Raw genomic sequence first — 26,759 nt, forward strand, 5'->3', positions numbered from 1 at the left:
TTGTTCCCCCATTTTTTTTCTTTCTTTAAAAGAACACGTGTTGATTGTTTAAGATTTTAATTAATTTTATCGCTATTTTCCTCGCAACGATTGCATTGCCTTTTTCGAATGCTAGACTAGATAAAGGAATCAGAAAGAAATGAACAAATGAAATGGAGATGCTTATGACTCAATTACCCACCGGCTTGACTGCAGCAGAAGTCGCCAAGAAAACCCAAGAGGGGCTGCACAATGATTATGAAACCAAAACCAGTAAATCAACTGCTGCGATCATCAAGGACAATTTACTGACGTTATTCAATTTTCTCAACCTATTGATTGGCGTTTTTTTATTTGCCGTAGGCGCCTATTCCAACATGTTCTACTTAGCGATTATTTTTGTGAATATCACCATTGGGATCAGCCAAGAATTGCACGCACGTAATTTAGTAAAAAAACTCTCACTTGTTTCACCGCAAACGGTACGAGTGATTCGAGATAGTCAAACCCATGAGATTTCAGCCAAAGAATTGGTCTTAGAAGACTCAGTCATTCTTGGTGCTGGGGACCAAATCCCCGCTGACATGACGGTGCTTTCTGGACTAGTCGAAGTCAATGAAGCGATGCTGACTGGTGAAGCCGATCTGGTTGTCAAAGAAGCAGGTGCTTCCTTACTCTCAGGAAGTTTCATCGTCAGCGGTGAAGTGACAGGAAAAGTCATTCATGTCGGTGCTGAAAACTACGCAGCGAAACTAAGCAATGAGGCGAAGGTCCACAAACCGATCCGCTCTGAGCTGCTTGCTTCGATCCGTAGTGTGTCCAAATTCACTAGCTATGTGATCGTTCCTTTAGGGGTGATCTTGTTCTTCCAAGCCTTTATGATGCGAGATGCTGGAATCAAGGAATCCGTCGTCGTTTCTGCCGCTGCCTTATTAGGAATGTTACCAAAAGGACTTGTCCTGCTGATCAGTATCGCCTTGACGACAGGTGTCATTAAATTGGCCAAAAAACGGATTTTGGTCCAAGACATGTATGCCGTTGAAACCTTAGCGCATGTCGATACCCTTTGTCTGGATAAGACGGGGACGTTGACGGAAGGCCATATGGTTCTCGAATCGATCGTTCCTCTCCAAGCCGACAGCGACCCTAACATGCTCTTAGGGAATTATTTGGCAGCCAGCACAGATAACAATTTGACGATGCAAGCATTGCGTCAAGGCTGCCCTGAGCTAACGGATCATCAGCCGATCGAAGTCGCTGCCTTTTCTTCACAGCGCAAATGGGGTGCTGTAGCTTTTGAACATCTAGGAAATGTCTATCTTGGCGCACCTGAAAAAGTCGCTGGCTCTGCTGCCTTGCCGCAAGTCAAAGAAGCGCAAGAAGCAGGTCTGCGAGTGTTGATTTTAGCCGTAGAGACCGATCCAAAAGCGCCAGCATCCTTTGACCCAAGCAATGCACAAGCGGTGGCAGTCTTGATTTTATCTGATATCATCCGCCAAAACGCTGAAGAAACCTTGGCTTACTTAGCCGATCAAGGCATCGATCTAAAGGTAATCTCTGGCGATAATCCAATAGCTGTCGCTGCGATCGCCCATCGTGCAGGTCTTGCGAATGCCGATCAAGCTATCGATCTTTCTACCTTAACGACCGAAGCAGAAGTCCGAGAAGCTGCGACACGCTATACGGTCTTTGGTCGTGTGACCCCTGAACAAAAGAAACTGCTTGTCCAAGAATTAAAAGCCAATCACCGGACCGTTGCTATGACGGGCGATGGCGTCAATGACGTGTTGGCGCTGCGGGAAGCCGACGTTAGTATTGCGATGGCTGCTGGCGACAGTGCGGCTCGTCAAATCGCTAACTTTGTCTTATTGGATTCTGACTTTACTACGTTGCCAGATGTTTTATTTGAAGGACGCCGCGTCGTCAATAACGTCACCAAAGCGTCGGGGATCTTCTTTATCAAGACGATTTACAGCTTCTTGCTCTCTTTGGTTTGTATCCTGACATCCAGCGCCTTTCCGTTCTTGCCGATCCAAATCACATTGATCGACTTAGCAATTGAAGGCTATCCATCATTCTTCCTTTCCTTTGAAGAAAACAAAGCACCGATCAAGGGGCGCTACTTGCCGACGGTCTTACTCAATGCATTACCAAATGCCTTGTTGGTGTTAGTCAATTACTTTGCGATCCGCTTTTTACAAACCGACTACGGTTGGTCGCAATTTGATACGACGACCTTGTTGTACTATTTGTTGATCGGGATCAGCTGTATCGCTGTGATTCGCGCTTGCTTGCCGTTAAATCCATTGCGATTGTTCTTAGCGATTACCACTACCGTGGGGATCTATGTCGCAGCAATGCTTTTCCACGGATTGCTGGAAGTCGGTTTCTTGACCGCCGTAACATTGCCTTACTTCCTTGGCATGATGGCATTGAACATCTGCCTGTACGTGGGGCTTTCTTTCCTAACGAAGCGCTTTTCAGCCAAAGTGCTCGTTAAACAATCCTAATTGATTTTACCGCATCGCTCTTTCTTGCTTTGTCCAGAAAGACGATGCTGTTTTTTTGTCCTCTCCATAGGTGCAACCATACAAGAAGAAAGAAATTTGGTATACTGAACCTGTAGGCGGTTTCAACAAGGACGGTGTTTCTTTGGAAAAGGCAACCCCCTTGTCAAACAGCCAAATTTAATCAGAAAGTGTTGGTGAAATTGGATGAAAAAAAGTATTTTACTCGTTTCTCACAGTCAGCAACTCACCGAAGGATTAAAACAGATGATCGAAGAAATGGCTGACGGCGAGTCAGTCACGATCTATTCTTTAGGCGGGACAGCAGAAGGAGAGCTGGGTTCTGACGCCACGAAAATCGTGGATGCCGTCAACGAATCCGCAGACGCTGAACTGATCTTAGTCTTTGCCGATCTAGGCAGTGCCGTTTTGAATGCCGAACTTGCATACGACATGCTGGAACCTCAGCAACAAGAACGCTATCACCTGATCGACGCGCCGCTGGTGGAAGGTGCCTTTGCTGCAGCGATCACCGCTGGTTTCAGTGATGATTTGGCACAAATCGTTGCAGAAGCAAAAAAAGCAGCCGAGAAAGGATGGCATGAAGCATGAAAAAAATCATTAATGATCCCTCAATGATCGTAGAAGAAATGTTGGCTGGTATCGTAGGCAGTTATCCTGAACTGGTCCATCAAGTCGCCGACTCACGGGTGATCGCTAAGAATAATCAAAAAGAACAAGTCGGTCTTGTTTCTGGCGGTGGGAGCGGACATGAGCCGGCGCATGCTGGCTTTGTCGGTGATGGGATGCTTAGCGCCGCCGTTTTAGGCGATGTCTTCACCTCCCCGACCCCCGACCAGATTTTGACGGCTATCCAAGATTCTGATCAAGGACAAGGCGTCTTGTTGATCGTCAAAAACTATACTGGCGATATCTTGAACTTTGAGATGGCCAAAGATATGGCAGAAATGGAAGAGATCACGACGGAGATCGTGGTCGTGGATGATGATATCGCTGTTGAAAATAGCACCTATACTGCTGGCAAACGAGGAGTTGCCGGTACGGTCTTAGTCCACAAGATTTTAGGCGCAGCTGCTCGTAATGGTGCCAGCTTAAGCGAATTAAAAACACTGGGCGATGCCTTGGTTGCATCGATCAAAACCATTGGGGTCGCATTAAAAGCGGCAACAGTTCCTGAAGTTGGGAAACCAGGTTTTGACTTAGCCGATGATGAGATCGAGTATGGCGTGGGTATCCACGGCGAACCTGGTTACCGTCGTGAAAAACTGAAACCCTCACGTGAACTAGCACAAGAGTTGGTGGAAAAAATCTTAGCGGATTATGAAAAGACCCCAGAAAAAGTCGGTGTCTTGATCAACGGTATGGGTGGTACGCCGCAAATGGAGCTGTTCGTTTTTGCCAATGATGTCGCGAAATTACTCGCAGAAAAAGACATACCTGTCTCCTTCCATAAAGTCGGCAATTTCATGACTTCCATCGATATGCAGGGACTTTCACTGACCTTGATCGACTTCAGCGAAACGGATCACACCGATGCGTTAAATGAAGCCGTCACAACAATAGCCTGGTAAAGGAGCGAATAGAGATGCAATTGACAACAGAAATGGTGCAAGCATGGTTAGATACCTTCACAAAAGAAATCGAAGCAAACAAAGCCTATTTGAGCGATTTAGATACACCGATCGGCGACGGGGACCATGGCAACAATATGGCACGCGGCGTAGCTGCTTATCAAGAAGCTTATGCCAAACAACAGCCAACGACGATCAGTGATACCTTTAAAGTCTTCTCGATGGCAATAATCTCAAAAGTCGGCGGCGCTTCGGGTCCCCTTTATGGTTCGGCGTTTATGAATATGACCAAAGCAACGAAGGAACTAGAAACGATCGACTCCTTTGAACAATTAGGTACGATCGTTGAAGAAGGTTTGACGGGCATCAAAATGCGGGGAAAAGCTGAGTTTGAAGACAAAACGATGGTCGATGTCTGGCAACCTGTCGCAGAAGCCTTGAAAAAAGGGGAATTGACCAAAGACACGATCGAAGCAGCGAAAGAACATACCAAAGAACTCGTTGCTAAAAAAGGCCGTGCCTCTTATGTTGGTGAACGTGCCATCGGTCATATCGATCCCGGATCGGCTTCTAGTGCGATTTTGTTTGACTCACTATTAACGGTGATAGAAAAGAATTAAAAAACGATGCTCTTACAAAGCACCGTTTAAGACAAAAGACAAACCTTATGATTGCGTAAGGTTTGTCTTTTTCTTGTTTATTCCTCTTGTAAAATCGTTTGGGCAACTAGCTTCACGTATTGATCCATGCCATCTGGATTTGGATGGACCCGATCTTCATAGAACCATGACTCTTGGTCATTACTCAAATCATACCAATCGATCAAGGTCATATTGTCGTATTTTTCCGCCATGCGCTCCAACATCCGATTGACTTCATTTTGCCAACGCTGTGTCGGTACCCGCACATTGATCCAGTAGACTTTGCGATCACCGATCTCATTCATAAAGCTGTCAAATTGGGCTTCTGTAAAGGAACCATTCGTCCCTAGCCCCACAAGGACGGTATCCCGCAAAAGATTTTTTTCTTTCAAGTCTTTGATCAATTCAGGGCTCGCATACAGCTGGCGCCCAACATCCCCATCAACTACCGCTTGGGTAAAGACTTCTTTCAAGTCAGCCGTTGCATCCAGCATCACGGAATCACCAAAAGCCGTGATTTCAAGAGATTCTGCTTTTTTCACTTGGGCTGCTGTTAAATCATATTTTTCCATGATATTTTTTTCATCTTCACTTGTGTTCGCCTCATCGTCTGCTTCATTGCCTTCAGCATTCGCATTTTTTTGCGATTGCTCTGCCGCTTTTTTATTGGCCGCAATGTTGTCTTTCAACTGCTGCTGCTGGGCATCGACATAATTCGTCGGTGCGGTCACGACGCCAAACAAAGCAACGAGGGTAATCAGTAAGCTGGGCACTAACCACGGTTTTTTCCAACTAAAAATCGGTTTACTGAACCAACCGCGGACCGTTCTGAATGTGTCTTTGTACTGGAATTTACGCATTGGGTTTTCGATAAACCGATAGGACAATTCACTGATAAACAAGATCAAGAATAGTTCCACTAACGTGTGCATCAGCACGTTCTCCCCGATATTCCCCACTTTTGCTTCGTAAAAAATCATCACTGGAAATTGATACAAATAGATCCCATAACTGCGCTTGCCGATATAACTGAAAATCGGATTACTCAATACCCGATTCAAGCTGGCTCCGGGATGAGCGGTGACTGCCACAAGAATCGTACATAGGATACTGATCAAGAACATGCCGCCATAATAGACAAAAGTCAAATGATCATCTAAGAAAAAGAACGCTGCGATCAGACCAGCCAAGGAAGCAAAGCCAGAGATATTCAAGACCCGTTTGGCTTTTTGCGGTATCTCTTTCTTCAAATGGGTACTTGGCCAAATGAATGCTAAGGCACTCCCCATCCAGATCGAAAAGAGCCGCGTATCCGTTCCATAATAGACCCGTGTCGGATCAGCGCCTGGTGTGTAAAGGACTGCTAACAGAATTGCCGACAAAATCGTGACTGCGGCAGTAAATTTAAAGGCGCGATGCCTCTGCTTGCCGATTTTCATCAGCAAAATAAATACTAAAGGCCAAATCAGATAGTTCTGTCCCTCCACAGCCAGCGACCACAGATGGGTAAAGGGGGATTCATTACCGAACCGATCAAAATAGGATAACCCATGATTGATCTGCCACCAGTTGTTGTAATAAAGCAACGAGCTAACAAAAACCCCGCGCAAATTATTCAACAGGTTTCGCTGGAACAACGTGATATACGCTGCTGAGATAAGCAGCATCACCACCATTCCTGGATAGAGCCGTTTCATCCGCCGAACATAAAAATCTTTGACTTTGATTTTGCCGTTTTGATCCCACTCTTGCCTCAGCAAGTCAGTGATTAAATAACCTGATACGACAAAGAATACTGGAACTCCTAAATACCCGCCTCGCATATGAGTAGGTAGTAAATGATATAAAATAACGCCGATGACTGCCAAGGTTCGAATGCCGTCAAACCCGGTAATATAGCGGCTTGTGCTTAAACGTTTATTCATTTTTCAACCACTTTTCTCTAATTGATCCAATTGTTTCATAAAAAAACAATTTCAGCATGAACGCTATTGATTCCATACTCTCATAATTTACCAGAAATCCCCCATATAAAGCTAGCAACATCTGCTATATTTCAAAAAAATTAATTTTTGGCGAAAAAAAAGTACTTCTATAAAGAAATACTTTTTTCAACTCCTTTTTCACAGTTCTTCTTCATAAAAGCGACCCAAAATCTGGACATTTTCTGCAATACTGACAAAGGCTTTTGGATCGGCTTCTTTCATGGCACTGCGCAGCATCGGCAGTTCAAAGCGTGTCACTACCGTCAGCAAAACCGTTTGTTTGTCATGCTTGTACGCCCCTTCGGCTTCATTGATGATGGTAATCCCTCGCCGCATATGTTTTTGGATCGTTTGAATGACTTCTTCTGGGTTGCGGGTGATGATCGTCACCTGCATTTTCTTTTGCTTCGTAAAGACCGCATCCGTCACTTTTCCACTGACAAAAATCGCGATCGCACTATACAACGCATATTGCCAGCCAAACAAGATCCCTGCGGCGAACAAAATAACAATGTTAAAGAAAATCGATATCGAGCCGATCGTCTTCCCTGTCCGTTTGCGGATGGCAATGCTGACAAAATCCAGCCCTCCTGAAGAAAGACCATTCTTCAAGGCGTAGCCGATCCCCACCCCGTTGATGGCACCACCGAAAATCGCACAGATCATCGGGTCCGTCGTAACGGTTTCTTCGGGCAAAATTTGCACGAATAAGGAGGTGAGTAAAACAGTAATTCCAGTAAAAATCGTAAACTTGTGGCCGATCTTAAACCAACCTAGAAAAAATAATGGCACATTCAACAATAATAGCGCAAGGGACAAGGGGATATAAAATCCGAGCCCTTCTCTTGAGATCGTGGTGATGATCTGAGCGACACCCGTAATGCCGCTGGAATAAATATTACCTGGTTGATAGAAGAAATTAACCGCAATCGATGCCAGCAGCGCATAGACGATCGAAAACGAAAGTTTGTTGGCGTATTCTGGATGAGGGAGCCATTTAAACAGAGGAGTCATTGCATTTCATAGCCTCACTTTTTTGATTTGCCTTTATTATACTTCAGCTCATAAAAAAAGAAACGAGCAATGAAAGAAATGGATGAATTCTCATGAACTTTTTTCATTCATTCACCAATTTCTATTTCATCACTCATTTCATCATGGTTTAACGCTTATTCGTTTTCTTCAACCGTTGTTACATCGATGTTCAAGTCAAACAATTGCATTGGCGAAACGGTACTTGGCGCTTGAGACATTGGATCAGCTGCTTTCCCATTTTTAGGGAAAGCAATGACTTCGCGAATGTTTTCTTCGCCAGCCAAGAGCATCACTAATCGGTCTAACCCAAGGGCGATGCCGCCATGTGGTGGGAACCCATAATCCAAAGCATCCAATAAGAAGCCAAATTGATTTTGCATCTCGCGACGTGAGAAGCCTAGCGCTTCAAACATTTGCTCTTGCACTTCCCGTGTATGGATACGCAATGATCCGCCACCTAGCTCGTAACCGTTTAGCACGATATCGTAGGCTTGCGCATAGACTTTTGAAGGGTCTGTCGTTAACAACGGCAGATCGCTTTCTTTTGGCAATGTGAATGGATGGTGAGCAGAAACGTAGCGGCCTGCTTCTTCATCGTATTCAAATTGCGGCCAGTCAGTGACCCATAGGAAGTTGAATTTGCTCTCGTCGATCAAGCCTAATTCTTTTCCTAATTTATTACGGATCGCCCCCAATGTTGCTGAAACGATCTCAAAGGAATCGGCACCAAACATCAGAATATCGCCAACTTCCGCATTGGCTGCTGCAATGATCGCGTCGGTCGCTTCTGTCAAGAATTTAGCGATCGGTCCTTTCAATCCATCTTCTTCAACTTTGACCCATGCCAATCCTTTGGCACCAAATTGACCAGCGTAATGGCCTAGATTGTCCATGTCTTTTCTGGAGTATTTGTCTGCAGCCCCTTTGGCGTTCAAGACTTTCACAACGCCGCCTTTTTCAAGAGCCATTTGGAAGACTTTAAAATCAACGTCTTTCACAACTTTTGATAAGTCGATAAGCTCCATGTCAAACCGTGTATCTGGTTTGTCACTGCCGTAGCGTCCCATTGCCTCATCATAGGTCATCCGTGGGAATGGCAAGGTAACTTCGATGCCTTTGACTTCTCGCATCACTTTTGCCAACAGCTCTTCCGTATAGGTTTGGATTTCTTCTGCCGTCAAGAAAGAGGTTTCGATATCGACTTGGGTAAATTCTGGTTGACGGTCGCCCCGCAAATCTTCGTCACGGAAGCAACGTACGATTTGATAGTAGCGATCGAAGCCAGCACCCATCAATAACTGTTTAAAAATTTGTGGTGATTGCGGCAACGCATAGAAATGACCTGGATAGATCCGTGAAGGAACCAAATAATCCCGCGCACCCTCTGGTGTTGATTTTCCTAGATAAGGTGTTTCGATATCCAAGAAGTCGTTCGTATCTAAGAAATTGCGGATCGCTTGCGTCGTTTTCGCCCGCATCACGATGTTGTTCGTCATTTTTGGACGACGCAAGTCTAAATAACGGTATTTCATGCGAATCTCATCGCCAACGGTTTGATCATCTTCAATCAAGAAGGCTGGTGTTTTTGCAGTGTTTAAAATCGTGATTTCGCTGATCATCACTTCATAGGCACCTGTCACCATTTTCGGATTGATGGCTTCTGGTGCACGATTGATGACTTGACCTGTTACTTCTAACACATATTCACTGCGGCATTTGTCCGCGATTTCCCAGGCTTCTTTCGAAACCTCAGGATTGAAGACGATTTGCACGATCCCTTCTCGGTCGCGCAAGTCAATAAAGATCACGCCCCCTAAGTCACGGCGCTTTTGCACCCAGCCTTTTAGAGTTACTGTCTGGTTTAAATGGGTCTCATTTACTAACCCGCAATATACTGTACGTTTTGTCATTCTTTTTCTCCTCACTCAAACATTTTGGTTGTCATTTCATCGTAGATCTCATCGAAGCGGGCATAAAGATCCGCTAACGAAAATTGTTTTTCTTCACGGCTTGCCATGGATTTGATATTGATCACTTGTTCTGCTAATTCTGTTTCGCCTAGAGTCAGAACCAACCGTGCTCCTTGTTTATCAGCAGATTTAAACTGGGCTTTGGCTTTACGATCCATGAAATCACGATCGGCAGAAAAACCGAAATTACGAATCGCTTGCACGACTTTCAACGCTTCTAAATTGGTTTCTTGTCCCAAACCAACCACATACGCATCTAACTCATTCAAAGCAGGAATCACAACTTCTTCGGCTTCCATAGTGATCAATAAACGTTCGATCCCTAAAGCAAAACCAAAACCAGGTGTTTCTGGTCCGCCTAGCTCTTCCACTAAATGATTGTAACGACCGCCGGCACAGATGGTGGCTTGCGCCCCCATTTTTGGTGCATCACTCATGATCTCAAAAATCGTGTGGGTATAATAATCCAGACCGCGCACCATATTTGAATCGATCTCATAAGGGATCTCCAACGCATCCAGCATACTCGTTACGGTTTCAAAATGTGCCTTGGCATCTGGTGTTAAGTAGTCTAGGATCGATGGTGCATCCGCCACGAATTTTTGGTCTCGCTTGTCCTTGCTGTCAAGGACCCGCAAAGGATTTTCATGCAAGCGGCGTTTTGAATCCTCACTAAGCTCCGCTTCATGGGGCGCTAGATAATCGATCAACGCTTGCCGATAGTTTTGGCGTGTTTCTTTATCGCCTAATGAATTGATGACCAAGCGCAATTGACTCAGTCCTAATTGACGATAAAAATCCATTGCCATCGCCATTGTCTCAACATCGGTCGCTGGATTTGCTGAACCGAAAACTTCGACACCGATTTGGTGGAATTGACGCAAACGGCCTTTTTGCGGACGTTCATAACGGAACATTGGTCCCATGTAAAACACTTTATAAGGCTTCGTATGTTCTGGTCCGAATAGTTTGTTTTCGACATAAGAACGAGCGATCGGTGCGGTGCCTTCTGGACGCAACGTCACATGACGCTCTCCTTTATCGTAGAAATCATACATTTCTTTTGAAACGATATCCGTTGTGTCCCCGACACTGCGGGCGATCACTTCAAAGTGCTCAAAAATCGGTGTCCGAATTTCGTTGAATTGATAATCGCGAAACACTAAGCGTGCTGTTTCTTCCACAAATTGCCATTTTTCGGATTCTCCTGGCAAAATATCGTTGGTTCCTTTTGGACGTTGGTAACTCATCGTATGCATCCTCCTATTTGTTTCATGGTTGCCCATGTTCTTTGCTTTCATTGCTTGTTTGCTTATTCACCTATTGCTTGTTGCTCATTGATGTGGGTGGGTTGTTCTCGTGTTTGACTTTTGGGTTATTGCGCTCTTTGCCGTTGGTTGCTGGTCATGGTTTCGTTGGCTTCGACTGCAATTGAACAAAGCAAAAATGCCAGGTACAGCTTTCATTTCTCACTTCCTGCGTCAATCAACGTGATTCCTAGTTTGGTTACTACGCTCCCTACGTCGCCTAGTACTGTTCATCATCTATTCTGTCTTGCTCCGCAAGCCAATCATTGTGATTCCTAGTTTGGTTACTACGCTCCCTACCGTCGCCTAGTACTGTTCATCATCTATTCTGTCTTGCTCCGCAAGCCAATCATTGTGATTTCTAGTTCGGTTACTACGCTCCCTGTGGTCGCCTAGTACTGTTCATCATCTGCTCTGTTCCGCTTTGCGGACCAGTCGCAGTGATTCACAGCAAAAAACTCGCCCTTGTTTTTTATACAAGGGCGAGTTTTGATTACACGCGGTACCACCTAAATTCGAGAAATGTTCTTCTCCTTCGCTCGATTAACGCTCGGTCACGGAACAGCTTTTCTTCTGTTCATCTCCAGATTGTCTTTCCTTTACACGTCCTAAACTGCTTTCAGCCGGGGCAGTTTTCTCTTTTAAGGAATAGAATAAAGTACTCGATCCTTCACTGATTTTTGATATTATCTATAAACTACAAGAAAGCTATGAAAAAGTCAAGGTGTTTCACTGTCTTTTTCACTCCGCTGCTCTCTAGTAGCATTTTCTCTAGTGGCCAACGCAAAGAAGCTCTCCTTCTGTTTGCTTTTCTTCCTTTTTGCGTTATGCTGAATAACGAAGGTTTTGTTTCTATGAAAGGAGCTGTTTTTATGTCTTTATATTCAGGCTATATCCGTCAACCACACTACTATGAGACCGATCAAATGGCGATCATCCATCACGCCAATTATATCCGCTGGTTTGAAGAAGCCCGCGTGGAATTACTCGCGTTTTTGGATTTACCGTATCATACCATCGAAGAAGCGGGCTTGATCGTTCCCGTGCTGGAAGTCAGTGCGCAATACAAAACGATGATTCGTTACGAAGATGAGGTGCGAATCGATGTTTTGGTCGACAAATATACTGGCACGCGTTTGGATTTTCGCTATGAGATCTACAAAACTAGTGATGGTCAGTTGGCAACGACGGGGACTTCAAAGCATTGTTTTTTAGCAAAAGAGACCAATCGCATCGTGCAGCTGAAGCGTAGTTTTCCTGAAATCCATCAACGATTTGCTGATTATGCTGCCCTGTCAGGGGAATAATCAATTCTGATCACTCATTTAAGTCAAAATCCTTGCTTTTTGAAACGGCTTTCGTATAATCAAAAGTAATTTCAGGGAAGGATGATGGCGATGTACGTGATTAAAGTTTTGCATGGTTACATTGGCAAAGATGGTCGTCGCACTCGTGAAAAAATTCCAGACAAGTTATGGGTCTTTGAAGATCGGAAGCAGTCCGAAGCATTTGCAGATAAAATTGGTGGTCGCGTCAAACCGTTAACTGAAGTCAAACAGCATACGTAAAAAAATAAGCCGTTATCGTCTTTTGCGCATAGACGATAGCGGCTTATCTTTTTTACTGCGAAACAGGATTAGTCATCCAATTCGGTTTCTAGTACTTCACCTGTTTGGGCATTGATTTTCACATCTGTTTGTTTGTTGCCATCTTCTACTTTGACTTCCCAATAAGTTACATTCATTTCTTTGTCTAATGACCAATCTGTTGCTTGACCACCGCCAGCTTCTTTCACGGCGATATCAGAAATTTCTTCCAATGAAAGCAAGTTGGTTAGGTCCAATTGATCGGCATCTTTTTTGACACCGTTTTGTTCATCGGCATCCAATTTTTCCGTTCTTTCTTCAGAAGTTTCTTTGGTTTCTGCATCGATCTTTAATTCAAACTCATTCGTGTCATCCACGCCTTCTACTTGGTAGAAGTAATTGCCAAAAGAAGTATCCAAATCAATCGAAGTGATCGCTGCATCTGGGTATTTGTCTTGGAATATTTGGATCGCTTCTTCTACGGTCACCGTAGGTAAGCCGCCATTGGCGATCGCTGCACTGCTTGAAGAGCTGTCTGTTGCTTGTGACGACGTTGTTTCACTTGATGAGGCAACTGCTGTGCTTGAGCTGCTGTTTTGCGCAGGTTCTGAATTTCCAGTGTTGTTTTGTGTACATCCTGCCAATAATCCTAATGCGGCAATTCCGAATAAAATAGTTGTTTTTTTCATGTTTCATTCCTCCAATTGTTTGTGTATTCCTTTTTTCTATATATTTAGAATAACAAGTTCCTCATGAAAAAGAATCAAAAATGCTTGAAGAAAATCTAAAAAAATCTTCATCTTTCTCTTTCATTTGGAAAGGCAAGTTTAAAGATACTGCCTTGCGGTTGATTGTCTGTCACGGTAATTTTGGCATGATACTTGTCTGCCAGCTGTTTTACCAGTGAAAGCCCGATGCCTGAACCAGCAATCTGGCTGGAACGAGAATCTTCTACTCGATAGAACCGTTCGAAAATCAAGGCTTTCTTATCATCGGGAATCCCAATGCCAAAATCGGCGACGGTCAAAGACATCTGTCTCTGCTCTTGCGTCAAGGTCACATGAATCGGCTGATCGGCAGGTGAATACTTCGCGGCATTTTCTAACAGGTTTTGGATGATTTGCTGGAAGTCACGTTTATGCCCACGTTTCATACATTGGTTCTCCACAAAATATTCAATCGATTGCGGAACGATCGTCGCTTGTTTTTCACACTCTTCTCGGACGATCTGGGAAACATCAACAAAGGTCATTTCATCTTGGGATTGATTTTTTTCTAGGTCCAACAATTGATTGCTCAATGTTTCCAAACGCTTCGACTCTTTGTCGATAAACGCCATTGAGGAAGGAATGACTTCGGGATGTTTGGTTCCACGCCGCTGGATCAATTGGACATGTCCGCGAATCGCAGCTAAAGGTGTTCGCAGCTCATGGGAAGCATCGGCAACGAACCGTTTTTCCCGCTCGATCGTCTCTCGCTGTTCTTTCAATAATTTATTAAAGGCCAATGCCACCGAACGAATCTCGATGGGCTCTTCAGAAACCGTCAGTTCTCCTGTTCGACTTTGTTCAATGGCAGCAATTTCTTGCGCCATACCCGTAAGCTTCTGACTCCATTTCCCGACACTCCAATAAATCAGCAGACTGCCCACGACAACAGCGATCAGATTCAAGAAACTGCTGATCATAAAGAGGCCATAGGCTAATTCCACACTATCCTCCCCATTGATAGCGATCGTCACCTGATCCCCATCGACTTCTTGGGTTTTCGTGTAATAGATGCCCTCCTCTGTAAAAACGATGTCTTCGAGAAAAGGAATCACTCGCCCTTGATTGATATCGGCAAAAATCTCTTCCGCATCTTCTGATGAAACGACACTGCCATCGGCTAAGATCACTTGCAGGGCGTCTTCTTCATCTGCCGAGACATAGGCATTGACGAGAAAGTCCCAGGCATCCCCTGATGCCTCACCTTTTTCGATGGCTTCAAGGATGTTGCTGGCACGATTTTCGATATGTTCAAACAAATAACCTACGGATAATAAAATAAACAACAGATTGAAGAGAATCAGCAGACCAAAGAGAATCAAGGAAAAGCGGTTCGTCAATTGAAATTGGGCTGTTTTTCTACGTTGGTTGGCTGATTTATTCTTCATGATCGGTCCTCAAGACATAGCCTAATCCACGAACGGTTGCGATCATTTTGCCTTTGCCGCAAACATCCAGCTTGTTCCGCAGTGTGCGGATATAGACATCTACAACATTCGTTTGGCCGTCGTATTCATAGCCCCAAATCTCATTCAACAGGTCATCTCTCGTTTTGACTACCTCGGGTTCTTTCATCAATTCATATAAAATCCCAAACTCTTTGGGCGTCAACTCAATGGTTTCACCGGCAACCTGAACCAAGTGCTTGGCGATGTCCATCATCAGTTCCCCCGCCACTAATTGGTTTTGCTGGTTCTTTTGTTGTTTGGCTTCTCGTTGCAACCGTCGCTCGATTACCCGAATTCTGGCAAACAGTTCTTCGATTTCAAAAGGTTTCGTTAAATAATCATCTAATCCGACATCAAGCCCCGTCACCACATCGGCGGTTTGATTTCTGGCGGTCATCATCAAAATCGGGATGTCGCTTTCTTTACGTATCCGCCGCGCCACTGTGATGCCGTCATAGATTGGCAGCATCCAATCCAATAAAATCAGATCAAAGACATTTGCTTGCTGATTGAATAAGGTCAATGCCTCTTGCCCATCTTTGGCCCAGACCGTGTCATATCCCTCAAAAGTCAATTCGGTCTGAATAAAACTGGCTAAACTTTCTTCGTCTTCTACTAGCAAGATCTTCAAGGCCATATGCGCTCCTCCTCCTGTTTTGCTTCTATCATAACGGATTTTTTCGAAACTTCCTAACTGATTGAAAGAAAAAAATCATGAAGATTTTTTCATGTTCGAACAAAAAAGACGGCATGAACCAAGGTCCACTCCGTCTTTCATTTATTCCATATTTTTTGCTAGCTGATACGCGCCAACGAGTTCCCCTTGTTGGAGTTGAAGCACGTAAGGACATGCTTCAGCTAAAAACTCACGATCATGACTGATCACCGCTAATAAATCAACTTCTTTGGCAACTGTTCGCAACAGTTTTGCGACTTCTTCCATTTGCTGCAAATCTAACCCACTCGTTGGTTCATCGAAAAACAACAAGCGTTTACCAGAAAGCAGGGCACTGCCGATGGCAACTCGTTGTTTTTCCCCACCCGATAAGCTTTGCGGATGTCGGGCAAGGAGTGGTGTTAAGTGCAACAATGAGACAATTTCTTCAAAACGCGCTGGTTTTTGGGCTTTGATCAGCAGCTCTTTTTCCACCGTTTCAAAAAACAGCTGCAAGTTCACATCCTGCATCACAAGAAAGCTTTCCTGCAGCAGCTGCTTTTGGGTCCGCTTTTGTCCATTGATGGCAAATACTGCTTCTGGGCATTTTTTCAATCCTGACAGGACTTGCACCAACGTACTTTTGCCAGCACCATTTGGTCCAACGATCCCCACAGCTTGCTTCGTCGGCAATTGTAGTTCAGGCAAGTTGAGCGCCCAATTCCTGCTGTTTGCTGAGCGTTTCGATTGCTTGATCTGCAGATGCGTTGCCCTTAATCCAGACTTTTCTGGCAAAGATTCTCGGCAGTGCTGAGTTTCCAATGCCGCCTCGCCTACTTTTCGCAATCCCAACTCGTGAATTGCCTCCTCTGATAGTGACAAAAGCTGAGCTGCTGGATAAGACGCCCGCAATCGTCCTGCTTCTAATAGACAGAAGCGATCTGCCAGTGGCGCCAAATACACCAAGCGGTGTTCGGCGATCACAATGGTTTTCCCTTGTTGTTTTAAAGAAGCCAATCCTTGAGTCAACTTTTGGATCGCTTCTTGATCCAAATTACTGGAAGGCTCATCCAATAAGAACACATCATGGGGCAACATCGTGGCTGCAGCGAGAGCAACCAGCTGCTTCTCCCCACCAGATAGGTCAAAGACACTAGCATCAAGCAATGGGGTCAGGGAAAACTGCTGTGCTACTTCGGTGATTCGCTGCCGAATGTTTTCTGGTGCGACGCCCGCATTTTCCATCGAAAAAGCCAACTCCGAATAGACATCCGTGGTGAAAAATTGCGTCTTGGGGTTTTGAAAGACGACGCCAATCGTCTGGGCATAATGGGAGAAATCGGCAACTGGCAAGTCTGTTTCTCCGACACGGATCTTTCCTTGCACTTCGGCGGGATACAGCTCAGGGATCAAGCCATTCAAAACATTGAGCAAGGTCGATTTTCCGCTGCCGCTAGCGCCGCACAAAACGATGACTTCCCCAGCTGCGACCGTCAAAGAGAGCTCAGATAATACGGTCCGATTTTCTCGTTTCACTGACACTTGTTCTAATGTGATCATCCAAGCCACATCCTTTTCACGATAAAGCCGCCTAATGCTAAAAAGACTAAGCCATCCCACCAGCGCAGCTTCAGTTCGTGGACGGTGGTATGGGGAATTTCTGATGCTAACCCGCGAACCAGGGCCGTAGCGGACAGTTCGGTTGCGGTCTTTTCAGCCGACATCAGTAATGGGATCAAAAAATACTCCGCACTTTGCAGCGGATGAAGCAAGATCGATCCTGCCGACAGCGAGATGCCGCGAAAGCGCATCGCTTGGCGAATACTTTTGAAATCTTGTACCAGTGTGGGGAAAAAACGAAATAAGACTGCCAACGGGACTAATAATACGTTGGGCACGTGCATTTTTTGCAGCGCAGCCATCCACTCACTGTTTTTCGTCCCGCTAATGGCAAAAGCCGCCGCCATGATCGTTGGCAATAAGCGGCGATAACCGACGGAAAAGAAATCCAGCAACACGATTAGTACGTGGTTGCCTTGGCGAAACAAAAAACTATCTGCCATTGTCAGCAAGACAAACACGCCATAGAGCAGCAAGCCTTTTTTCCAAAAGCCGCTGACTATAAATAGCAGCAGCAAGAAAGTGACAAAGGCAAACTCATCGATCCAGCTGATGGTCACCATCATAGTAAAACTAGCAAAGAGAATCACCGCTAATTTGCTGCGGGGATCAAACCTTGTTTTCGACACATTCCTCACCCTTTATGCGATTGGATCGTTGGTTGAAAATGTTTTTCCATCAAGCGACTGCCGATACCTAAACCAGCCACCGCACCAATCAAAACCGCCAATGCACAAAGCCCTAACATCAAATTGGAGGTATGAGCAAACACGCCGGCAATGTAGGTTTCATCTTTTCCACGAGCCACTAATGAATCGATGTAGGCATTTTTCATAAACCACAGGGGTAAGATCGGACCCATCAAGCCAAAACTAAAGACGATATAACTCGCCAGTACGCGAACGTTTCCTTTGAGCTTTGTTTTGTATTGGATCAAATCAGCTGCTAAGGCACAAATCATATTGGGCAAAAAGGCCAATGGAAAATGTCCTGAAATCAAAAAAAAGAGCCCTACCACGGTACCCATAATGGTGATTGCGCCAAATTTCGGTACTTTATTCAATAAAATCAGATAGATAATGCCAGAAAACAAAGCGGTGACTGCTGGAATAAATAAATTATGAAAACCTGGGATCACAAAACGCAAAATCAATAGACAGACGCTCATTAAAAGAAAATAGATCGCTGTATAGATCCCTACTGCAATTAAATCTTGAACCTTTAGTTTTTTCACTGCGTATACGCTCCTTCTTGCAAGCAATCAATGAAAAAACCGTTGCTGCTTGCTTGTACAAACTTATTTTTACAAAGCCTCAGTATAGCACAAAGCAGACGTTTTTATGGGGTGATATGCTTACCAACAGTCGATTTTCTTCTAAAACAGAACCAACAAATAGAGGTGTCTTCTGAATGGCTCCATTTCAACACACAGGTACCTTTAAAGATCCACTAATGGAAAAATGAATCTTTCACACGCTTAGTTGTCTTCTCCTCTTCCCATCTTTGCGAAATTAATGAATAATAGACAAGGACAAACACTTAAAATCAGCAAAGACTCGCCATCTTTTTTCTTTTTTTAGAAACCAGCAGGTATGTCTATAAAAAAACAATAACCAAGTTGACCGTCGCTTGTTAACGGAAGAAAATCAACGCTGTACTGCTATGTAAACACCCCAAACCCAACTGTAAAAACATTTTGACACTTGATTTCAAGGCATTGTCAAAGACATTTGATCGTTAGAATGCAGACATTGGCCTAAACTAATGGTAGAAGGAGCGGATAAAATGAACTTAAGCAAACAAATAAAAAAACATCGGGAACGATTAAGTCTCTCTCAGGAAGGGCTGGCAGAAAAACTCTATGTCTCCCGACAAACGATCTCCAATTGGGAGAATGAAAAAAGCTATCCTGATGTTCACAATTTATTATTGCTCAGTGTTCTATTTGATGTTTCTTTAGATGAATTAGTCAAAGGGGATGTTGAACAAATGAAAGAAACGATTGAGAAAACAGAAATGGATCGTTACACAAAAATGATGCTGCTTTTTATACTATTGACCGCACTCTCTGTTGGGCCTGCTCTTTATTTACCCGGATACTGGTGGATTGTCCCGCCTCTATGTTTTTGGCTCGTCTCCATGTATGCCGCATTAAAGATCGAAAAAATCAAGAAAACCCAAAATATCAAAACGTATAAAGAGATCGTTGCCTTCATGGAAAATCAAGACCTCGATGCCATTAGAAAAAAGCGCGACGTCAAAAAAGATTTCCTTTCAACAGCAGTCATCGTCGTGGTTTTTACCTTGATCGTCGGTATCATCGCATGGCTTAGTACACTGCCGCATTTACTGATGCGCTGACAAAAAATACAGGGTGCAACTGCTTTTATGATGAAGCCGCTACAACCTGTGTTTTTTTCAACTCAATGATCTCATCCGCATAAATCAAATTTTTCGGGCGATGGGTGATCATAATGACTAGTTTATTTTTCAATTGGTCTTTGATCGCTGCAAAAAGCTTTTCTTCTGTTGTTTCGTCTAAAGCAGATGTGGCTTCATCAAGGACAATGACTTCTGCGTTTGTGAAAAACAATCGGGCAAAAGCGATCCGCTGTTTTTCCCCACCAGAAAGGTTGGCTCCTTTTTCTCCAATTTCAGCAGACAGTCCTCCCTTGAGTGCCTGATAGAATGCGCCTAATTGACATTTTTCTAATACCGCTATGATTTCCTCGTCTGCGATTTCCTTATCAAAAATAATATTCTCTTTCAGCGTTCCTTGGAAGATTGGGGCATCTTGCGATAGATAAAAGATATGCTCATAGAAATCATTTAAGTTGTAAGCAGCTAAATTTTTGTGATTGATCAGGATCGCACCGGTCGTCGGCTGATACAAGCCTAAAATCGTTTTGACCAGCGTTGATTTTCCTGCGCCGCTTTCTCCTACTAACCCATAAATCGCTCCCCGCTTCAGCTCCAGTGTGCTATTGGTTAAGATTTGCTTTTCTTGAAGTGTGACGGATAGATCCTTAACTGTGATGCAGTTGATGGTCTCAGACAATGCATCGCCTTGTGTTAATGCTTTGTCCTCTGGCAGATAGAAAAATTCGTTTAACCGTGCAAAGGCAACTTTATCTAAGTTGTATTGAACAAAAATCACGTTAAATATTGCAACAGGCGTGTAGATTCGATCCACATAAATAATCAGTGCTGCTAAACCGCCCAAACTGACCGTAATCTGATTTGTAAATGCCAGTACCACAATTGCGACTTTGATCAATGCGACTAAAACTGCAAAAAAACCAAAGAAAAACTCATGGATCATCGTCATTTTTGTCAAACGTTCTGTTGTGTCAGCAGACATGTTTTTATATTGTGCGATCTCTTTTTCAAACCGCTTATTGATCCGAAACGTGACCATTTCCGTTAATCCGCGAATAAAGGTGCTGTTCATGGCTTCTTCTGAAACTAGCGCACGTTCTTTGAGAGAGCGTAAAACTTTCAAAAGCAGATTGGTCACAATAAACACCACTAGATAGCCCACAAGGATCGCTGGAATCAATCTTTTATCGATCATAGCAATAAAAGCTAAGTTAAACAGTGTTTCGGGAAGCAATTCTTTAAACAAGCGTCCATAAAAATTCAAATGGATATTTCTGCCAGCCGCTGCTCCCGCTTCAGTTTTCTGTAAGAGTGCTCCAGAGCCGATCTGCAAGTACTCGGAATAGGCAATCTTGCTGATTTTTACTAAAGCTTGTTCTTTGAGATAGAAATACATGCTGTTGTGCAATGTTGTTTTTGGTTTCTGCTCAAGATAGGACAAAATCGGTACCAGTACTAGCGTTAACCCATAGATAAAAACGACTGGCCAATCAAGTGTCTTGCCAAATGAATCGAGTAGTTTTTGAAAATAAAAAACATTCGCGGCACTCAAAAATGAGACCGCAATTCCAATCCCAACATATACCGTCAATCCTTTTTTAAAATGCCGCCATAAATCAATTGCCATCGTATGCTCCTTTTGCTGCAGTGTTCGTGGAAAAATCGTAAGATAAATAAAACAAACGCTTTCAAAAGTATAATCTATTTTTCGCTTAATGGAAAGAAACATATGAAAGATAGTGAGAAACCATTCTTCGGTCATCGAGAAAAAGTAAATATCCACCCGTGAAACGGGTGGCTTTTTAACAGCCCTAGAAGGGCTCACCACTCGCTAGCCCCTTAAAAGGGGCTTTTTAAATGACCACCAACCGCTCACAGCCCTATCTCTCTTTAACTATTTAAATGGATCTACATACTCTTGTTTACTTATACTATCTCTTATTCGATCATCTGCTTCTTGTTCTCGAATATATTTTTCAATTGTTTTTTGATTTAACCCAACCGTACTCACGTAGTATCCTTTGGACCAAAAGCTTTTATTCCCATACTTATATTTCAAATTCGCATGTTTTTCATGGATTAAGGTTGCACTTCGTCCTTTTAAGTAGCCCATAAAACTAGAAATACTAATCTTTGGTGGTATTCTTACTAACATATGAATATGGTCAGGCATGGCATGAGCTTCAATGATTTCAACATCTTTCATCTCATACAATTTTCTTAATATCTGATTAATACTTACTCTTAACTTTCCATAAATCACTTTTCGTCGATACTTCGGGGTGAAGACTATGTGATACTTACAATTCCATCTGGTATGTGCTAAACTTTTATCGTCGTTAGACATAAAAAAACTCCTTTCGATCTGATATGCGGTTGGTAGCCACTATTAGTATATCGAAAGGAGTTTTTTATCGCTAAAGCTATTTCGTCCACGCGTAGAAACGCGCGGTTTTTTTGTTTCGTACGCTACGCGAACGAAACTGACTAAAGTCAATAACAAAAAACCCCGCTCAAAGAGCGGGGCTAACGTTGTTGCCAACGATTGATTATTGGTTTAAAGCGTCTTTTGCTTGGTCAGCTAATGCAGTAAATGCTGCTGCATCGTTTACAGCCAAGTCAGCTAACATTTTGCGGTTGATGTCGATTTCAGCTAATTTCAAGCCGTGCATCAATTTTGAGTAGCTTAAGCCATTCATACGAGCCGCTGCGTTGATACGAGCGATCCACAATTTGCGGAAGTCGCGTTTCTTTTGACGACGATCGCGGTATGCGTAGTTGTATGAATTCATTACTTGTTCTTTTGCTGTTTTAAATAGAGTGTGTTTAGAACCGTAGTAACCTTTTGCTAATTTAAGCACTTTTTTACGACGTTTACGAGTTACTGTTCCACCTTTAACACGTGCCATGTATAATTCCTCCTAATATGAAAATCGATAATTGTTTGTATACGTGAAGCTTGGGTTACGCAATTATTTCATGCGTGCTAGTTGTTGACGGATACGTTTGTAATCGCCAGCTGAAACCATTGAAGCTTTACGCAATTGACGACGTTGTTTTTTTGTTTTGCCGTGGAAACGGTGACTGGTAAAGGCACGGAAGCGTTTCAATCCGCCGCCGCCAGTGCGTTTTACGCGTTTTGCTAATCCGCGGTGTGTTTTTTGTTTTGGCATAACTAATTTCCTCCTCAAAATCTTTCGTTATCTGACTTTAAACTGAAACTCAGTGAGTCATTATTTATCGTTTTTTGGTGCTAATACTAAGAACATACTGCGGCCATCCATTTTTGGCTTTTGCTCAACAGTTGCCAAATCAGCAGTTTCTTCCGCCAAACGATCTAACACTTTCTGACCAATTTCTTTATGGGTAATGGCACGGCCTTTGAAACGGATCGAAGCTTTCACTTTGTCCCCTTTTTCAAGGAATTTACGTGCATTACGCAATTTTGTGTTGAAATCATTGACGTCGATCGTTGGACTTAAACGAACCTCTTTAATGTTGATTACTTTTTGTTTCTTACGAGCTTCACGGTCTTTTTTCTGTTGCTCAAAGCGGAATTTCCCGTAATCCATAATTCTTGCTACTGGCGGCTTAGCATTTGGTGCCACCAATACCACATCAAGGTTTGCTCGTTCTGCAATTTGCAATGCTTCAGCTTTACTCTTTACACCAAGTTGTTCGCCGTTTTGATCAATCAAACGCAATTCACGTGCACGAATGCCGTCGTTTACCATCATATCCTTTGCTATGGTCATTCACCTCCGAGTTTTTTGAGAGAAAGAAAAGCTTGTCGATTCGAAATCAGACAATAAAAAAACGAGTTCTTCACGAACCCGCACGTACTCCACACAAATAAATGGTAGGAATCCTATTCTGCCCAGCGATATCTTCACTCAGGCGAGAAGCGGGTGCTTCTGCTTTTATTTCTCAACTTTTATAGTATACTGCTTTTTTCTCTTATTGTCAACAGTTTTCATGATTGTTTCAAAAAAAAGCCGGAGCATACGCTCCGACTTTCGTGTTTCTTATTCTGCTTTCAATGCAGCCATCGTGATGTAGTTGTATGGTTGGTTGAAGTGAGGCAAGAAGAAGATATCTAATAGCTTCATCTTGTCGATCGTTACGCCTTCTTCGATCGCTAGTGAGAACATGTGGATGCCCATTGCGATTTCAGATGTACGTGACGCCATTTGTGCACCAACGATGCGGCGTGTTTCTTCTTCATAGACGATGCGGATCTTAACTGTCGCATTTTCTTTCATGAAGCCTGGTTTTTGGGTATCTTCGTAATCAGAGTATTTCACTTTCATGCCATTACGTTCGGCAGCTTCGACTGACAAGCCAGTTGAAACCATGTTGTAGCCGAAGATCGAAATCCCGTTTGATCCTTGAACACCTGTTGATTCTAGAGACGTTCCGCCGATATTATGGGCAGCGACGATCCCTGAACGTACGGCATTCGTTGCTAATGCGATATACGTTGTTTGTTGCAAAGCATTTGAGTACACCGTTGCACAGTCACCGACTGCGTAAACATCTGCATCGCTTGTCCGTTGATGGCGGTCCACTAAGTACGCGCCGTTAGCAAACAATTCCAAATGATCTTTGCCTAGCTCGTTGTTTGGTAAAAAACCGATCGCGTTGATCACTAGATCAACTGGGTATTCGCCGTTGTCTGTTACAACTGCTTCTACTTTCTCTGTTCCTTTGTATTCACGTGCTAATTCACCGAAATGCAATTCAATGCCATTGTCAGCTAAGTTTTTGTCCATATCTTCTGTAAACCATTTGTCGTAGTAGTTTGGCAATGCCCGTGTTGCTGCATCAAAAAGCAACACATTTTTGCCACGACGTTTTGCTGCTTCAGCAATTTCAACACCGATGTAACCAGCACCGATAACGGCAACGTTTTTCACGTCTTCTGATGCTAACTCTTTATCAACCGTTTGTCCGTCTTGGAATTTTTTCAAGAAATGGATGTTTTTCAAGTCACGTCCAGGTACTTTTGGTGAAATCGGTACAGAACCAGTTGCGATGACAACTTTATCATAAGATTCAACGATCGTTTCACCGTCATTGGTTACAGCGTGCACTTCTTTTTTCTCAAAATCGATATGGTCAACCACTGTTTCCATATGGATTTTTGCACCTTTTGCTTCAAAATCTTCACGTTTTGTATAGAACAAGCCTTCGTATGAATCGATTTGACGTCCAACCCATAAAGCAGTCCCACAACCTAGGTAGCTTAAGTTTGTATTACGGTCGATCATTACGACCTCTTGGTCTTTGTAGTTATCTAATAGTGTATTGGCAGCAGCAATCCCCGCGTGGTTTGCACCGATAATAACTGTTTTTGTCATGGAAAATTTCCTCCTTTTGTTTACATTGTCATTATAGCTTGCTTGTGAATTTGAAAACTATCAACTTTTTCGCGATTTTAAAAATTTATGACAGTTTTTCGTTGATATACGTCACTTTCAGCGGGTTGAGTTTCTATATCAAAATTATTTTCGTCTTGCAAGTAAAAAGATTGTGAAAAATCATGTATTTAAACCTAAGGATTTTCCTTGTTATAAAAGCATTCTGCAAACCGATTGAATAAAATTCACAATGTTCTACCGCTTTTTCGCACCTGTTGCGGCAGCGATTCGCCGTGTTATACTGAAGAGAAAAAACAGATAGGATGGGATCTTGATGAAGAAAAAAATCGTATTGCCACTACCGCCCTTATTGTCGGCATTAGAGCCACAGGATTTTTATTTAGAAGAAGAACTGCTTTTCGAAGGTGCTTTCTTCGAAGGCGGTGACTATAGCTATGATGCTTGCAAAAATCTCATCTTGAAGCAATGTCATTTCAAGAAAGTGACGATGCAAAAAACACGCTTGAGTCAGTGGGAATGCCAAAACGTTCTCTTTGAAAATTGCGATTTTTCTAATCTGGAATGTTTTGGCGCCAGCTTTCATCGGGTTCACTTTAAACAATGTAAATTGACTGGCACCAATTTTGCGGAAAGCTATTTCCGTGACTGCACCTTTGAAGATTGCGTGGCGAACTTTGCTTCTTTTAGCAACACCAATTTACGGACAATGCTGTTTCGTCAGTGCCAACTAAACGACAGTGAGTTTTATGAAATGGATTGGAAACACTTGACGTTACAAGAAAACCAGTTGAACAATAGCAACTGGTTTCACACAAAATTAGCAACTTTAGATTTTCGGACCAATCAATTTCAAAAGATCGCGTTGTCCTTTGAACAATTGCGGGGGCTAACGGTCGATCAAGAACAAGCCTTGGTTATCGCCGCCGGTCTAGGTTTGGTGATCGATTAACGAATTCTGCGCCATAAAGCAATCAACATCCAAACGGATAACACTAAACTGATCAATAAGGCAATCCCCCAACCGAAAATACTATTGGTAAAAGGCAGCGGAACGTTCATGCCAAAGAAACTGGTGACGATGGAAGGCACAGTCAATAAGAGGGACCAAACGGTCAAAAACTTCATGGTATCATTCAAGTTATTGTTTAACAGATTATTATAGGTTCCAGATAGTTGCTCTAAAATTTGAAAAGCCAGCAACGTCATTTCCACTGCCTGTTTGGCTTCGATCAAGGCATCATCCAGCTGTTCCCGCTCGTCATCATCCATCAAGCGATAAATGGATAACGCTTTGATCTGCTCCAAGAGGACCGCATTTTGTTTCGTGGCAGACACTAAAAAGACTAAACCAACTTCCAAATCGGACATTTGCAGCAGGTTTTTATTGGTGGTTTTTTCCCGTAGTCGCTGATTCAAGCGAATCCGGTCACTATTGACTTCTTCGACTAGCGGAAAAAACGTGCCTGAAATCAAGAATAAGCTTTGAAACAAAAAGTGAAGCGGTGTTTGCTGCGGCTTTTGCAGGATCAAGCGCTCCATCATCGGAATCACATAACGGGTATCATGGGAGGCAAAAGTAAAGATCTGCTTCTTTTTTAAAATAAACGTCATTGGGCTGGTCTCAAAATGATTGTCTCGCTTTTCTTGCTGAGGTACGTTGAAAACCAGCAGCAATGCTTCTTCTTCGGCATCGTATTCGACTCGTGCGCGTTCGTTTTTATCTAGAGAATACGTAAGCATCTCATCCGACAGATGATATTGTTTTTGTAGTGCCATCACGCTTTTTGCGTCTTGCTGGTCGACTTGAATCCATTCATAGTTTCCATCATAAAAGACATGTTTGTTTTCCACAGTCCATCCTCCACTCTTGCTTTCTTCTATTATAAAAGAAAACAGCCAGAAGCCCA

Annotated in this window: 25 protein-coding genes and 2 other annotated features; of the genes, 8 read left to right on the plus strand and 17 right to left on the minus strand. The window is 43.3% G+C overall.

What is annotated here, in order from left to right; translation table 11 throughout:
- Window positions 1–164: 164 nt before the first annotated feature.
- The 4 genes from IGK14_RS14055 to dhaL all read left to right on the plus strand — a co-directional run bounded on the left by IGK14_RS14055 (window position 165) and on the right by dhaL (window position 4,698).
- On the plus strand, window positions 165–2,489 hold the full coding sequence (locus IGK14_RS14055; RefSeq protein ID WP_010750001.1) for an HAD-IC family P-type ATPase: 2,325 nt from the start codon (window positions 165–167) through the stop codon (window positions 2,487–2,489).
- 204 nt (window positions 2,490–2,693) lie between these two features.
- A complete protein-coding gene (gene dhaM, locus IGK14_RS14060; RefSeq protein ID WP_005228160.1) occupies window positions 2,694–3,098 on the plus strand; it encodes a dihydroxyacetone kinase phosphoryl donor subunit DhaM in 405 nt (134 codons plus the stop codon).
- The gene (gene dhaK / locus IGK14_RS14065) at window positions 3,095–4,078 is read left to right on the plus strand and encodes a dihydroxyacetone kinase subunit DhaK (protein ID WP_010750002.1); all 984 of its coding nucleotides are present in this window, start codon (window positions 3,095–3,097) and stop codon (window positions 4,076–4,078) included. The genes dhaM and dhaK overlap by 4 nt, the downstream gene beginning before the upstream one ends.
- 14 nt (window positions 4,079–4,092) lie before the next feature.
- A complete protein-coding gene (gene dhaL / locus IGK14_RS14070) occupies window positions 4,093–4,698 on the plus strand; it encodes a dihydroxyacetone kinase subunit DhaL (protein ID WP_010750003.1) in 606 nt (201 codons plus the stop codon).
- 77 nt (window positions 4,699–4,775) lie between these two features.
- Here the strand turns inward: dhaL and IGK14_RS14075 are convergent, their stop codons facing one another.
- The 4 genes from IGK14_RS14075 to hisS all read right to left on the minus strand — a co-directional run bounded on the left by IGK14_RS14075 (window position 4,776) and on the right by hisS (window position 10,959).
- On the minus strand, window positions 4,776–6,644 hold the full coding sequence (locus tag IGK14_RS14075) for an acyltransferase family protein (RefSeq protein WP_008379546.1): 1,869 nt from the start codon (window positions 6,642–6,644) through the stop codon (window positions 4,776–4,778).
- A gap of 198 nt (window positions 6,645–6,842) precedes the next feature.
- Entirely contained in the window at window positions 6,843–7,718 is an 876-nt protein-coding gene (locus IGK14_RS14080) for a YitT family protein (protein WP_010750004.1), read from the minus strand.
- A 155-nt stretch (window positions 7,719–7,873) separates the two neighbouring features.
- Window positions 7,874–9,649: an aspartate--tRNA ligase gene (gene aspS, locus IGK14_RS14085; protein WP_438712507.1), complete on the minus strand. Its 1,776-nt coding sequence runs from the start codon at window positions 9,647–9,649 to the stop codon at window positions 7,874–7,876.
- An 11-nt stretch (window positions 9,650–9,660) separates the two neighbouring features.
- The gene (gene hisS, locus IGK14_RS14090; RefSeq protein ID WP_010750006.1) at window positions 9,661–10,959 is read right to left on the minus strand and encodes a histidine--tRNA ligase; all 1,299 of its coding nucleotides are present in this window, start codon (window positions 10,957–10,959) and stop codon (window positions 9,661–9,663) included.
- Window positions 10,960–11,491: 532 nt separating this feature from the next.
- Window positions 11,492–11,699, minus strand: a binding site (T-box leader).
- 189 nt (window positions 11,700–11,888) lie between these two features.
- Between hisS and IGK14_RS14095 the strand changes: the two genes are divergently transcribed.
- Window positions 11,889–12,323, plus strand: a complete 435-nt coding sequence (locus IGK14_RS14095) for an acyl-CoA thioesterase (protein WP_008379539.1) — start codon at window positions 11,889–11,891, stop codon at window positions 12,321–12,323.
- Between the two features lie 90 nt (window positions 12,324–12,413).
- Window positions 12,414–12,584: a hypothetical protein gene (locus IGK14_RS14100; protein ID WP_008379536.1), complete on the plus strand. Its 171-nt coding sequence runs from the start codon at window positions 12,414–12,416 to the stop codon at window positions 12,582–12,584.
- Window positions 12,585–12,652: 68 nt separating this feature from the next.
- Here IGK14_RS14100 and IGK14_RS14105 read toward each other — a convergent pair whose 3' ends face one another.
- From IGK14_RS14105 to IGK14_RS14130, 6 genes are all read right to left on the minus strand, one after another.
- On the minus strand, window positions 12,653–13,291 hold the full coding sequence (locus IGK14_RS14105; RefSeq protein WP_010750007.1) for a PepSY domain-containing protein: 639 nt from the start codon (window positions 13,289–13,291) through the stop codon (window positions 12,653–12,655).
- Window positions 13,292–13,398: 107 nt separating this feature from the next.
- On the minus strand, window positions 13,399–14,757 hold the full coding sequence (locus tag IGK14_RS14110) for a sensor histidine kinase (RefSeq protein ID WP_010750008.1): 1,359 nt from the start codon (window positions 14,755–14,757) through the stop codon (window positions 13,399–13,401).
- Window positions 14,747–15,454 (minus strand): response regulator transcription factor, encoded by a 708-nt coding sequence (locus IGK14_RS14115; RefSeq protein WP_010750009.1) that lies wholly within the window; start codon window positions 15,452–15,454, stop codon window positions 14,747–14,749. The genes IGK14_RS14110 and IGK14_RS14115 overlap by 11 nt, the downstream gene beginning before the upstream one ends.
- A 141-nt stretch (window positions 15,455–15,595) precedes the next feature.
- Window positions 15,596–17,032 (minus strand): ABC transporter ATP-binding protein, encoded by a 1,437-nt coding sequence (locus tag IGK14_RS14120; RefSeq protein ID WP_010750010.1) that lies wholly within the window; start codon window positions 17,030–17,032, stop codon window positions 15,596–15,598.
- Complete coding sequence (locus IGK14_RS14125; RefSeq protein WP_010750011.1) at window positions 17,029–17,730, minus strand: energy-coupling factor transporter transmembrane component T; 702 nt, start codon at window positions 17,728–17,730, stop codon at window positions 17,029–17,031. The genes IGK14_RS14120 and IGK14_RS14125 overlap by 4 nt, the downstream gene beginning before the upstream one ends.
- On the minus strand, window positions 17,727–18,326 hold the full coding sequence (locus IGK14_RS14130) for an MptD family putative ECF transporter S component (RefSeq protein ID WP_010750012.1): 600 nt from the start codon (window positions 18,324–18,326) through the stop codon (window positions 17,727–17,729). Before IGK14_RS14130 ends, IGK14_RS14125 begins: the two co-directional genes overlap by 4 nt.
- Window positions 18,327–18,877: 551 nt before the next feature.
- Between IGK14_RS14130 and IGK14_RS14135 the strand changes: the two genes are divergently transcribed.
- Window positions 18,878–19,453 (plus strand): helix-turn-helix transcriptional regulator, encoded by a 576-nt coding sequence (locus IGK14_RS14135; protein ID WP_010750013.1) that lies wholly within the window; start codon window positions 18,878–18,880, stop codon window positions 19,451–19,453.
- Between the two features lie 25 nt (window positions 19,454–19,478).
- Here IGK14_RS14135 and IGK14_RS14140 read toward each other — a convergent pair whose 3' ends face one another.
- The 6 genes from IGK14_RS14140 to nox all read right to left on the minus strand — a co-directional run bounded on the left by IGK14_RS14140 (window position 19,479) and on the right by nox (window position 24,831).
- The gene (locus IGK14_RS14140; RefSeq protein ID WP_010750014.1) at window positions 19,479–21,098 is read right to left on the minus strand and encodes an ABC transporter ATP-binding protein; all 1,620 of its coding nucleotides are present in this window, start codon (window positions 21,096–21,098) and stop codon (window positions 19,479–19,481) included.
- 267 nt (window positions 21,099–21,365) lie between these two features.
- Window positions 21,366–21,818 (minus strand): IS200/IS605 family transposase, encoded by a 453-nt coding sequence (gene tnpA / locus IGK14_RS14145; RefSeq protein ID WP_010750015.1) that lies wholly within the window; start codon window positions 21,816–21,818, stop codon window positions 21,366–21,368.
- Window positions 21,819–22,020: 202 nt separating this feature from the next.
- Complete coding sequence (gene rplT, locus IGK14_RS14150) at window positions 22,021–22,380, minus strand: 50S ribosomal protein L20 (RefSeq protein ID WP_143112441.1); 360 nt, start codon at window positions 22,378–22,380, stop codon at window positions 22,021–22,023.
- Window positions 22,381–22,443: 63 nt separating this feature from the next.
- On the minus strand, window positions 22,444–22,644 hold the full coding sequence (rpmI, locus tag IGK14_RS14155; RefSeq protein ID WP_003128650.1) for a 50S ribosomal protein L35: 201 nt from the start codon (window positions 22,642–22,644) through the stop codon (window positions 22,444–22,446).
- A 60-nt stretch (window positions 22,645–22,704) separates the two neighbouring features.
- Complete coding sequence (gene infC, locus IGK14_RS14160; protein ID WP_005228103.1) at window positions 22,705–23,226, minus strand: translation initiation factor IF-3; 522 nt, start codon at window positions 23,224–23,226, stop codon at window positions 22,705–22,707.
- Between the two features lie 47 nt (window positions 23,227–23,273).
- Window positions 23,274–23,397: a sequence feature (ribosomal protein L20 leader region), on the minus strand.
- Window positions 23,398–23,496: 99 nt separating this feature from the next.
- Window positions 23,497–24,831 (minus strand): H2O-forming NADH oxidase, encoded by a 1,335-nt coding sequence (nox, locus tag IGK14_RS14165; protein WP_005228102.1) that lies wholly within the window; start codon window positions 24,829–24,831, stop codon window positions 23,497–23,499.
- A 334-nt stretch (window positions 24,832–25,165) separates the two neighbouring features.
- Here nox and IGK14_RS14170 point away from each other — a divergent pair, with 334 nt between their 5' ends.
- Window positions 25,166–25,801, plus strand: a complete 636-nt coding sequence (locus tag IGK14_RS14170; RefSeq protein ID WP_010749132.1) for a pentapeptide repeat-containing protein — start codon at window positions 25,166–25,168, stop codon at window positions 25,799–25,801.
- On the opposite strand, the gene IGK14_RS14175 is transcribed toward IGK14_RS14170, so the two are convergent.
- Window positions 25,798–26,703: a magnesium transporter CorA family protein gene (locus tag IGK14_RS14175; RefSeq protein ID WP_010749131.1), complete on the minus strand. Its 906-nt coding sequence runs from the start codon at window positions 26,701–26,703 to the stop codon at window positions 25,798–25,800. The genes IGK14_RS14170 and IGK14_RS14175 overlap by 4 nt on opposite strands.
- Between the last annotated feature and the right edge of the window lie 56 nt (window positions 26,704–26,759).

Origin of the sequence: Enterococcus sp. DIV0970a, assembly GCF_051711265.1 — a bacterium.
GTDB lineage: Bacteria > Bacillota > Bacilli > Lactobacillales > Enterococcaceae > Enterococcus_D > Enterococcus_D casseliflavus.